Genomic DNA, 11056 nt, shown 5'->3' on the forward strand with positions numbered 1-11056 from the left:
GGTTTTTTCGCCTATAACGGGCGAGGCTTTAAACCTTTAACTTATTGCGTAAAAAAACTATAAAATTAGCTACTAATATTGCTTTGTGAAGGTAGTTTGCAATGAATCATGAAAAACAACTCACTGCAATGCTTGTTCCGTTCTATTTAGGGGAACAAAAAGATTCAGAAGGTCGCATGATTCAAGAGATGTGGGCTTGGAATTTTGAAGAATTAGAGTGTGCCCACGATTACATTCAGTGGTTGTTTCCTTTGCCTGAGCGAAGTGCATTCAATCATGATGCACCCATTGTTGATGAGGAAGTAATTCAAGTATTTCAAAACAACCCCCACCTCCATAAAAATTTGCTGCACTCATTGACAGTTATGCTTCAATTTTATGGGTTGCAACGCCACGAAAGTAATGACGGAAAAATAGTTGTCAGCCAGTCAGAAGACTATCCTAATCGGAAACGCGAATGGGTCTGTATATTTAACCACAATTATCTTCGCATCACCCGGATCTTAAAGTGCTTAATGACATTTGGGTTGGAGAATGAAGCCGAAGCATTTTATGAATGTTTGCGGCAAATCTACCGTGAAGATAGCGATCGCATTGGGGGTGAAACATTCCAGTATTGGACAAGTGCAGTTAAACGCAATTGACAATGTAACAATCTTGTTGAATGCGGATGTGATTGAAACTGTTGGCTGAGACTAAGAGGATGTTTGAAAAGTCCTCTTTTCGGTATCAAAAGTTTTAGATCCCCCCTAACCCCCCTTAAAAAAGGGGGGAACCAGAATCAAAGTCCCCCTTAAAAGGGGGATTTAGGGGGATCTAAAAGTGCCTAAGATCGCAGCAAAATACTTGTTCATTCAACCTCTAAGAGCCTACAGTTTCAACACTTTAATTAGTCTTAGCTTGATGCCACAGAGTATCAACAGTCACAAACTCATAGCCTTGTTGTAGCAGTTGCGGAATGAGAATTTGAATTATGGCAGCAACATCTTCTCCACCGCAAACACCATCATGCAAGACAATCAACGAACCATTTTTGACCTGTTGCATAACTCGCTCCACCACAGTGTTGACACCTGGGCGCACCCAATCTTCTGGTACAACGCTCCACATGACTGGGCGGTAATTCCACTGCAAAAACAATTTTAAAGTAGCAGGTGTAAAAAAACCATTTGGGGGACGGACATCTCGCACTTGTTCGGGTTGCAGATTGCAAGCATTGTAGATGGCGGCTTGGGTTTTTTCTAAACTGTCCTTCAAGTGATTTGGGGAAAGTAGGGGAAAAGAGCGGTGATCGTAGCCATGTAATCCGATCCAGTGGCCGCGATCGCTAACAGCCTTGGCGATCGCTGGTGAACGGTTGACGCAAACACCCAACCAAAAAAAACTGGCTGTAATCTGGTAATGGTCTAACACTGCCAAAACTTTGGGTGTGAATTGAGGATGTGGCCCATCATCAAAGGTTAGTGCGATCGCTTTACTATGAGGATTTCCACGCCAAAGGCAATTGGGAAAACTTGGTTGGAGAATACGATAGACAATTGGAAACAGGGGAGCTAGCTGCATTTGCGTTTATTGGCTGCTGGCAAATTTTTGTCGGTGTTGTTTGCGAATTCGTTTTGAGATTGTTAGTTATGCTAATGCTCCAAACTTTTTACTGAAACTGGCTCAATAACCAAGCTCCAACTTCAGATTGATTGATTTCACGGCTACGGTGTAAGGCTTCTTCTAAAATAGACATTGCCAATCCAGGCAATACCTGTGATTCTTGAATACGTTTACTACCTTGTTCTGCGATCGCATAAGCAATAATTTGGGCGTTTTGAACATCTACTACCCAATATTCAGCAACGCCTAACTCTTCATAGAGCGATCGCTTTGTACCCAAGTCGTCCAGCAGAGATGTTTTTGCAATTTCAATCACTAAATCTGGTGCAGGATAGCGATCGAGGTTGACAATTCCTGTACCTGCTGGGATAGTTTGGGCGCGTTCTCTGAGATAATAAGCCACATCAGGCTGACAATCCTGAACACCAGTTTTACGAAAGGTGGTTGTGTCTAAACCTGTCGCTATTATTCCTTTAAGCGCCGCAAATAGAGTCACCGCAAAAATAATTACAACATGGTCTTTACCATGAGCAAAACTAACTGGTGCCATCTCCAGCCTCATGTGCCCCTTATAGTAGTAACTCTTTGCCTTCTCATTGAGCAAGTTAGCGATCGCTTCCTCATACTCTTGCCAAGAAGCACAAATCCATGTATCTGTCGGTAACTGGGTCTGAGTTTCACTCATTGTCTAACCCTTATGCCAGTAAGCTATATCTCTTGTAACTCAAATTCTAAACTTCTCGCTCAACTCTTTAACCTCTGAAGTCAAATGTTCGAGTTCTGAAGGAGATGCTTGAACCTCTGAACTCGGAAGTTGCACCTTTTTGCTCGAACGTTGAGCCTCTGAACTCGGAAGTCCGACCTTTTTGCTCGAACGTTGAACCTCTGAACTCGGAAGTTGCACCTTTTTGCTCGAACGTTGAGCCTCTGAACTCGGAAGTTGCACCTTTTTGCTTGAACGTTGAGCCTCTGAACTCGGAAGTTGCACCTTTTTGCTTGAACGTTGAGCCTCTGAACTCGGAAGTTGAGCTTTAGAACTTGAAATGTCGTGCTTTTGACTCTAACATTCAAGCTCTGAAGCTCTAAGTTTTACTTTTGACGTGGAATTACCAACTTCTTTTTTACAATATTGGTTCTTTAAGCTCGGACTTTACGGGTTTACGAGTAAATCGTTTTCCCATTTCGGCAACCACCCCATCTAAACCCGCCCCTTGTCCACTGGCTTTTGCGTAGTTATATACCTGCAACGCGGCTGCATAAGCTTCACTACCCACTGCCAAAGAAGTATCATCCACAAGTTCTTGTAATTGCGTCAAGGATAACAACACTGGATACAATGCTTCAAACAACTGTACATCCTTCCGCATCTCTTCCAAGTCAAACGATCGCGGTAAAAACTCTGGGTTCTGCGTCGCCACCTCTAATGCTTTACTCACGAATGCCCGACTCTTATCTCCCATCTTGGGTAAAGCCTTGCGATCGTCGGAACTCAAATCAACTAAAAATGGTAGCTTTTCTTTAATGGTAGCGATCGCTTGCAAAACAGCATCTCTGTCTGTTTGTGCCAATGTTGCACTAATTGGGGTCGTAGACATAGAAATCACTCTCCAGTAAGTTTCTTTCATCTAGAGTGCCCAGATATACAACTAAAATTTTCATTGGCAGAGCAAAGTTGGTCATCTTAACAATGACTGATTCGGCGTTAACTGGGTCTTAAAACGGCTGTAAACAACTTGAGTTGGATACCAAGAAGAAAACCAGTACAAATCTTGAATAACGTTGCCAGAACTATTCCCATCTGCAAACTCAAAGTGAACCAGAGCTAAATTATTTAATCCAACTACTTCTCGCCCCTCCTGAAACCAACGATATTTCCAAAACATCAGGGGTTGTAACCATTTCCATTTCGCATTTTCGGCTCGTTTCCAGGGAGCTATCAACGATAATATATCTGCTGTGCAATCAGAACTCTGAACACTGTTTCGAGGTATCCATTCCAGCACACAATGCCAGTCAGAGTTGGTCAACATCTGGCGATTATGGTGTAATTGTTTCTCGGAAATTTCTACCATATTGGGTGGGTTGCTCTGCCCTATCCAATGTCGCATCTTTTCTGGTAGCAGCCAATCTTTCAATCGTGTATGAATCAGCCGCGTCAAAGTTTCTTCATTCTTCAACGCACTAGCGGTTAACTGCACTAAGACAGACTGCAAGTTGGAATGGGTGCGTGTATAAGACAAGTGAGCAACAGAACTGTAGTGAATATCTCCAGAGAGAATAACTATTTGTTGACGTTCTTCAAACAAGGTGGTTAGAAATTTCGCCAGTGCCTCCATATTAATGTTCCAAGCATCTCCAACATCAGTTGAAAAAACTTTCTCTTGTTTTAAGTTCCAATGGTGAATCCAATCAACGACTTGCATTCCAAATACATTCGTGGGTGCAATCACAAATGTATTTTGAATCTGAGTTTCTTCAGCTACTTGTTGTAAAGGTAAAACTAGTTGTTGCTCAAAGGCTTGCGGACACAACAGCATTGGCGGTGCGATTGGTTTTTGATCGGCTGGATAACCCCGCCAAGTACGTGTATCCAGCACAATTACTTCATGGCAATCGCTCCTGACTATATAGTGCCAAGTCAGTGCTTCAGGATCTCGATCCAGAATGAATACCGAACCGTCTCGGACTAAAATAGGTAAGCCTGTAGCGGGATCGTTGGCTGGCATCCCGACATAACGAGCGATCGCTTCATTAGCCTTTGCATCCATCCCAAGGGATGCTGACCAAGCTTGTGCTGCCTTCAACAACTTTTCACCGGCTTTACCCTTTGCAAATTGCCCTGGTGTATTGCCCCATCCTTGAAACACCGTGTAAGCTAACAAAGCATTTTGGACTATTCTTCGCCCCAGGGGACGACCTAACACCCGCAAACACCAAGCTTGGTTTAAGTTCCAGTCATCACTAACATCATGGTCATCAAAGATAGTGTACATCGGGATATTGGCAAGGGCGCGACGCACTTTCCAAAGGGTGTAGATAAATTGGCGTAAATGCCAGACTGCTTTATTCCAATCTTTGATAGCATGGCGATCGCGCGTTACTTGGTGTCCTTTAGGAAATGTAGTCGGCCAGCACACTGGCGACCAAGCTAGTAAATAAGTAGCGTAATATTCACCCAAGCTGAAAAGATGACTGTTAACTTTCTCCGATTTATTATGTAATCCTGCGGTCAAACCAGCTTGATTTGTCGCCACATCAGTCCGTTCTCCAGGGGGGAGTTGCTGGGGAGTACAGTAAACTCCATTCACCGGAAGTTGTTCTTCCCAACCCAAGAGGGCATCACCAAGAGTAGTTGCAACCCACAACGAAGGATCTGCTACATCATCGCCATAAATTTGATCTCCAGTCATGAATAGCTGGTGAGGGCGATGTTGGGGTTGATTGGCTGAAGCCTCAATTAAACTGTCAAGAATCGGCAGTGCATCAAACCCATGACCATGAGGTTTACGGCAGGAAGCATGGACAATTTGCAAATCTTGCAGACGGTTTGGCGGCAAAACAAAGGTTGGTTTTTGATGAGCGAAGTAGCTGATGCTGACTGTAGGTAAAGAGTTTGAGCATAATGCTTGTTGCATTTGCCGGGTTTGGTCTGCAATAGTAAACTGGAGATCGTAAGCATAGAGGCGATCGCTAGTTAGGCGACATCCAACCTGAGATCGAGCCGTTATTGCAACTACATGAAGATTTTTACCCAGAGCAAAGGTAGAGCGTTCTCCCTCTAATAAACAATTTCCTAGCGCTTCACCATCATTTGTTGTTTCATAAACCTTGAGTTCTACTTTACAAGACTGTTTCAGAGCCACCCATACTGTCACTGACTCTGGTTCAGTATGTTTTAGGATTGGCCCCGCCAAAATTAGTGGCAGTTGTTGTAAAAACTCGTCCCCAGCTTGATACTTCATTGCAAACAGCTGACAAAATGGTGGGTTTTAGATGATATTGCTTTATTTATATAATCCAATCACCAAATGGGGACGAGTTTTTCGCCATTCCTTAATCTGACATATTCATGATGAGCGATGCCTTCTGTGCGAGACGCTACGAAGAAGGCAAGTTAGAAACAATGTTAGGATTTAGTGTTGAATAGATAGCCTGCAATACGGTTCAGTTAATGTTTTTTGATGGAAATTCTAGATCGTAAAGACGCGATGAATCGCCGTCTCTACAATAATCAGTCTTTTGTAGAGACGGCGATTTATCGCGTCTCCTGCCTTAACCGAATAGTATTGAGATAGCCAACAGCTGTACAACCGAAATCATAAAACGATCGAGACTACCCAAAATGGTTTGCTAGTTTTAGCAATTTCCTTATGGAAGAATGTGCTTTGGGACGAGCGAGACACCCATCCCACAAGAGTAATGAATTTACTTAATTCCGAGCGATACCTTCTTGACGCGCTGCTTGTTGCACAGCAGCAGCAACAGCTTTGGCTACTCGCTCATCAAAGACTGAAGGAATAATATGCTCCCGATCCAAATCTGAAGGCTTGACTAAAGAAGCGATCGCATTTGCCGCTTCTAAGTACATTGTGGTAGTAATCGTCTTTGCCCGACAATCTAAAGCACCACGGAATACCCCAGGAAAAGCTAGGACGTTATTGATTTGATTCGGATAATCACTGCGACCGGTAGCGATAACAGCAACATCTTTGCTGATTAATTCTGGTTGAATCTCTGGAATGGGATTTGCCATTGCAAACACAATCGGGTCTTTCGCCATCGATTGTACCATTTCTGGTGTCAAAACTCCCGGTGCGCTAACACCAATAAACACATCTGCACCTTGCATTGCACCCGCTAACGTACCTTGAGCTTTCACGGCAAATTCGAGTTTTTCTTCTGTCAAATCGGTGCGACTATTAGAGATAATCCCTTTAGAGTCGCACATCCAGATTTTTTCTGCCCCAGCTTTACGGAGTAAGCGAGCGATCGCTATTCCCGCCGCCCCAGCACCGTTAATCACGATGCGGATTTCTGCCATTGTCTTATGTACCAGTTTTAGAGAGTTAAACAATGCTGCTAAGGTGACAATGGCTGTACCGTGCTGATCGTCATGAAAAACGGGGATATCTAACTCATCGCGCAATCTCTTTTCAATTTCAAAGCAGCGAGGTGCAGCGATATCCTCTAAATTCACACCCCCAAAAACTGGCGCGATATTCTTAACTGTCTGGATAATCTCTTCTGTATCTTGGGTGGCCAGACAGATGGGAAAAGCATCTAACCCAGCAAATTCCTTGAATAGCATTGCTTTGCCTTCCATGACTGGGAGAGCAGCAGCTGGGCCGAGATTTCCTAATCCCAAAACGGCACTACCATCGGTAACAATAGCAACAGTGTTTTGTTTGATGGTTAACTTGTAAACTTCCTCTGGATCTTGAGCGATCGCCGTACAAATTCGACCGACTCCGGGCGTATAAGCCATTGCTAGATCGGATACACTCTTCAGAGGAATTCTGCTAGTAATGCTGATTTTGCCACCGCGATGCAAATTAAAGGTGCGATCGTAAACACTGAGTAACTTGATGTCTGGCAATGCTTTCACTGCTTGCACAATGGTTTCAGCATGTTCGGTACTAGCAGCATCTACAGTCAAATCGCGGGTGGATTCTTTGCGGGTTTGCTCGATTAGATCGATTTGACCGAGATTACCGCCAGTAGCTGCGATCGCCTGGGTTATCGACGCTAACATTCCCACACGATTGGGAATCTGCAAGCGCAGCGTCAAACTAAAACTAGAATTAGGAGTTAGGTCTGTCATGTTGATTTTGGATTTTAAGTTTTAGATTTTATATTGAATTGAGACGAAAACTAAAGTCTGATATTCGTGGTCAGTGGAAACACAATTAAAGTTAGTTTACTTACTGCTAGCAGTTTTGATAATTATTTTTATTTATATCAGTGTATTTACCAATCTAAATGAGTCACAATTTAGTAATTGTACCCAAAGACAGCAGATATTTTTTTAAAATTTTATTACTCAGCAACCTTGCCTAGCTAAATGTTCAACAAATTCTGTGTGTTCTTGTGAATTTAACCCTTGTTGCAACACTGCTAAAACTTGCGTCATATCTCCTGTAATTAGTGAGGTGACGGCTAACCACAAACCTGGAAATACTCTACTTTTAATCACACCATCTGCATCCGCCACCAGTGGTAAATATTCACCATTTTGCAAACAGAACCTTAGAAATCGCGGCTACACAAACTCTCGTCCACCTGCGCGGACTAACGCCAAAAGAGGGTTTTAAATTTAATCTGACGAGAGTAATAAAAGAGCGCTAATGTCTTAGTTAGCTAAATAAAAAGCACCCCCCAGCAATGGAGGGCGCTTTTTATTTAGCTAATCTTCAGAATTAACCGTTGATAGCAGGAGCAGTCATTGCTACAGGAGTAACTTCACCAGCAGCTAAGTCTAGGGGGAAGTTGTGAGCGTTACGCTCGTGCATTACTTCCATACCCAAGTTAGCGCGGTTGATTACGTCTGCCCAGGTGCTGATAACGCGACCTTGGGAGTCAATGATTGATTGGTTGAAGTTGAATCCGTTCAGGTTGAACGCCATCGTGCTGATACCCAAAGCGGTGAACCAGATACCGACGACAGGCCAAGCTGCGAGGAAGAAGTGCAGCGAACGGCTGTTGTTGAAGGAAGCGTATTGGAAGATCAAACGACCGAAGTAACCGTGGGCTGCAACGATGTTGTAGGTTTCTTCTTCTTGACCGAACTTGTAACCGTAGTTAAGAGATTCGGTTTCGGTGGTTTCACGCACCAATGAAGAAGTTACTAGAGAACCGTGCATTGCAGAGAACAAGGAACCGCCGAATACACCAGCCACACCTAACATGTGGAAGGGGTGCATCAAGATGTTGTGTTCTGCTTGGAACACAATCATGAAGTTGAAGGTTCCAGAGATACCCAAAGGCATACCATCAGAGAAAGAACCTTGACCGATGGGGTAGATCAAGAATACTGCGGTAGCGGAAGCCAAAGGTGCGCTGTAAGCTACACATATCCAAGGACGCATACCCAAGCGGTAAGAAAGTTCCCACTGACGACCGAGGTAGCAAGCGCAACCGATCAAGAAGTGGAAAACTACCAACTGGTAAGGACCACCGTTGTACAACCACTCATCTAAGGAAGCAGCTTCCCAAATTGGGTAGAAGTGCAAACCGATAGCGTTGGAGGAAGGTACTACTGCACCAGAGATGATATTGTTCCCGTAGATCAAGGAACCTGCGACTGGTTCGCGGATACCATCAATGTCTACTGGAGGTGCTGCGATGAAGGCAATTACGAAGCAGGCAGTAGCAGCTAGTAGGGTTGGGATCATTAGAACACCAAACCAACCGATATATATACGGTTGTCGGTGCTGGTGATCCACTCGCAAAAGCGATCCCATACGTTAGCGCCAGAGCGCCGTTGTAAGGTTGTGGTCATGGTTTTATAAGTGCTGTTTTTTGTTAGAAATGGAACAAGCAGATATTATTTTCGCCTGTTAAATTACAGTCTACATGAATTTACTTGGATGCGGACTGTGGCTTAATATTCTGTAATTAAATTCCTTAAAAAGCTCATCAAAATGTAAAGTTTTACTACTTAAACAAGACTGATAAGAGTGATATATTAACTCTCTGTAAGGCATTTCAACACCAGACTAGCTATAACTTTCAATGATGCGATCGCCTATTTAATTCTCTTTACATTCCTTTACAAATCGCCTGTTTAGAAAATTTTAATTTTTGTTGATTTGTAACAAAATAATAAGTTGTAAATTGCCTTATGTTGCTGTCGATCGTTTGTAGAAACTTAAAAATCAAAGTATATGTAGGGCAAACTACCTTCAGGAGCTAATAACCAAACAGCGTAGAAACATAGAGGGACAAAGACAAGCTTAATAGGCCAGCTAAACTCTAACTTCAGCATTCTATTGAAGGTATAGACTATAGCCATCATGGCCGCTAAGGCTAGAAATACCCAAGTAAGTTGGTATTGACTGATGTTTAAGGCTTCTACATAGACTTTTTCGGCAAACTGAGCGTCAGCAGGATAACCCAAAAGGTGTCGAATTACTAAAGAAGAGTCTTGGAGATTAGGTAGACGGAACCAAATCCAAGAGGTAAAAACCATCAGTTGAGTCAATAACCAAGCGACAAAGATACCTAGAGGATTTTGCCAGAAATGTTCTAGATTTTCAAAGCGATCGCTCATCGCATCTGTAAGGCGATGAACCACCAAAGCTAACCCGTGGAATATGCCCCAAATGACATAACCCAAAGAAGCCCCGTGCCAGATACCAGCGATTAGCATCACAATAAATAAATTCCAGCAGGTACGGATTAAACCCCGACGGGAACCACCCAAAGGAAAGTAGACATAGTTACGCAGCCAATCTCCTAGAGTCATGTGCCAGCGCCGCCAAAATTCTCCAATACTGGTGCTGAAGTAGGGAAAGTCAAAATTCTCAGGTAGAACCAAGCCAAAAAGCAAGGCACTCCCACGGGCAATATCTACGTAACCATTGAAATCTAGATATAACTGCAAGCCGTAGGCGAATATAGCTAACCAGAGATCGGTACTACCGGCCCGTTGTAAGTTACCAAAACATAAATCGACAAAAATTCCCAGGTGGTCTGCAAAAATACCTTTTTTGACTGCGCCTCTGGCAATTAACCATAGCGCCTCTGCTACTCTATCGGCACTGGGAAAATCTAGCGTATTGAATTGATTTGCTAAGTTGTGATAGCGCGTAATCGGGCCGGAAATCAGTTTGGCGAAGAATAATTTGTAGGTGGCAAATTTGAGAAACTGCTCAGTAGCAGGGGCACCGCGATAGACATCGATTAAATAGGCAATGCATTCAAAGGTGAAAAATGAAATTCCCAAAGGTGCAATCAATTTAAAGGAATTATCCGGTGAGTTGGTTTGGATATTGAAAACAAACTTGAATAAAGGGGTTAGATACTTAAAAGTTAATAATAGTAAAACATTTAGAGTTATACCCAACCACAAAAGTTTTAGACGACGACGATTCCAGTCACCTTGAGCAAATTGCCACTCTTCATTAGAAATTTGCCAGTCAAGAGAATGTTTTCCTGGTGATGTATTTTTTCCAATCTCCAGTCCCACACGGAAATTAATAAACGTTAATGCTAATAGTAATGGTATGTATTGGATGTGCAAAGATGCGTAAAACACCAAACTAGCAATTAACAACGTCCATAGTCGCAATTTCTGTTGTGCTAAAGACCAGTAAATTCCTAAAACACTCAACAAGAACAGCCCATAGAAAATTGATATAAAGTTCATTTTTTAGTCATTTGTCATTTGTCATTTGTCATTTGTCATTTGTCATTTGTCATTTGTCATTTGTCATTTGTCATTTGTCATTT

The 11056-nt window shown here is 42.9% G+C and carries 9 protein-coding genes and 1 pseudogene; 2 read left to right on the forward strand and 8 right to left on the reverse strand.

Annotation, left to right across the window (positions count from 1 at the left end; translation table 11 throughout):
• The first annotated feature begins 101 nt into the window (after positions 1-101).
• On the forward strand, positions 102-644 hold the full coding sequence (locus tag CDG77_RS14315; RefSeq protein WP_190233979.1) for an opioid growth factor receptor-related protein: 543 nt from the start codon (positions 102-104) through the stop codon (positions 642-644).
• A 241-nt stretch (positions 645-885) separates the two neighbouring features.
• On the opposite strand, the gene CDG77_RS14320 is transcribed toward CDG77_RS14315, so the two are convergent.
• Positions 886-1563, reverse strand: a complete 678-nt coding sequence (locus CDG77_RS14320; RefSeq protein WP_094330028.1) for a polysaccharide deacetylase family protein — start codon at positions 1561-1563, stop codon at positions 886-888.
• An 88-nt stretch (positions 1564-1651) separates the two neighbouring features.
• Entirely contained in the window at positions 1652-2290 is a 639-nt protein-coding gene (locus tag CDG77_RS14325; RefSeq protein ID WP_094330029.1) for a Uma2 family endonuclease, read from the reverse strand.
• Positions 2291-2394: 104 nt separating this feature from the next.
• On the opposite strand from CDG77_RS14325, the gene CDG77_RS36510 reads away from it, so the two are divergent.
• Positions 2395-2640, forward strand: a complete 246-nt coding sequence (locus CDG77_RS36510) for a hypothetical protein (RefSeq protein ID WP_181154310.1) — start codon at positions 2395-2397, stop codon at positions 2638-2640.
• A gap of 86 nt (positions 2641-2726) precedes the next feature.
• On the opposite strand, the gene CDG77_RS14335 is transcribed toward CDG77_RS36510, so the two are convergent.
• The 6 genes and pseudogenes from CDG77_RS14335 to CDG77_RS14360 form a co-directional block, all read right to left on the reverse strand.
• Positions 2727-3200, reverse strand: a complete 474-nt coding sequence (locus CDG77_RS14335) for a hypothetical protein (protein ID WP_094330036.1) — start codon at positions 3198-3200, stop codon at positions 2727-2729.
• A gap of 81 nt (positions 3201-3281) precedes the next feature.
• On the reverse strand, positions 3282-5567 hold the full coding sequence (locus CDG77_RS14340) for a PhoD-like phosphatase (protein ID WP_094330031.1): 2286 nt from the start codon (positions 5565-5567) through the stop codon (positions 3282-3284).
• A 467-nt stretch (positions 5568-6034) separates the two neighbouring features.
• Positions 6035-7426, reverse strand: a complete 1392-nt coding sequence (locus tag CDG77_RS14345; RefSeq protein WP_094330032.1) for a malic enzyme-like NAD(P)-binding protein — start codon at positions 7424-7426, stop codon at positions 6035-6037.
• A 219-nt stretch (positions 7427-7645) separates the two neighbouring features.
• Positions 7646-7849: pseudogene (locus CDG77_RS14350) on the reverse strand (Uma2 family endonuclease); the annotation flags it as partial.
• A 172-nt stretch (positions 7850-8021) separates the two neighbouring features.
• A complete protein-coding gene (gene psbA, locus CDG77_RS14355; RefSeq protein WP_094330033.1) occupies positions 8022-9104 on the reverse strand; it encodes a photosystem II q(b) protein in 1083 nt (360 codons plus the stop codon).
• A gap of 369 nt (positions 9105-9473) precedes the next feature.
• A complete protein-coding gene (locus CDG77_RS14360; RefSeq protein ID WP_094330034.1) occupies positions 9474-10973 on the reverse strand; it encodes an MBOAT family O-acyltransferase in 1500 nt (499 codons plus the stop codon).
• Positions 10974-11056 lie beyond the last annotated feature (83 nt).

It is taken from the genome of Nostoc sp. 'Peltigera membranacea cyanobiont' 213, assembly GCF_002245975.1.
Lineage (GTDB): Bacteria > Cyanobacteriota > Cyanobacteriia > Cyanobacteriales > Nostocaceae > Nostoc.

Coding starts and splice junctions, on each gene's coding strand:
- CDG77_RS14340 (WP_094330031.1), bottom strand. CDS start 5,567: ATGAAGTATCAAGCTGGGGACGAGTTTTTACAACAACTGCCACTAATT.
- CDG77_RS14320 (WP_094330028.1), bottom strand. CDS start 1,563: ATGCAGCTAGCTCCCCTGTTTCCAATTGTCTATCGTATTCTCCAACCA.
- CDG77_RS14325 (WP_094330029.1), bottom strand. CDS start 2,290: ATGAGTGAAACTCAGACCCAGTTACCGACAGATACATGGATTTGTGCT.
- CDG77_RS14315 (WP_190233979.1), top strand. CDS start 102: ATGAATCATGAAAAACAACTCACTGCAATGCTTGTTCCGTTCTATTTA.
- CDG77_RS14335 (WP_094330036.1), bottom strand. CDS start 3,200: ATGTCTACGACCCCAATTAGTGCAACATTGGCACAAACAGACAGAGAT.
- psbA (WP_094330033.1), bottom strand. CDS start 9,104: ATGACCACAACCTTACAACGGCGCTCTGGCGCTAACGTATGGGATCGC.
- CDG77_RS14345 (WP_094330032.1), bottom strand. CDS start 7,426: ATGACAGACCTAACTCCTAATTCTAGTTTTAGTTTGACGCTGCGCTTG.
- CDG77_RS36510 (WP_181154310.1), top strand. CDS start 2,395: ATGCTTGAACCTCTGAACTCGGAAGTTGCACCTTTTTGCTCGAACGTT.
- CDG77_RS14360 (WP_094330034.1), bottom strand. CDS start 10,973: ATGAACTTTATATCAATTTTCTATGGGCTGTTCTTGTTGAGTGTTTTA.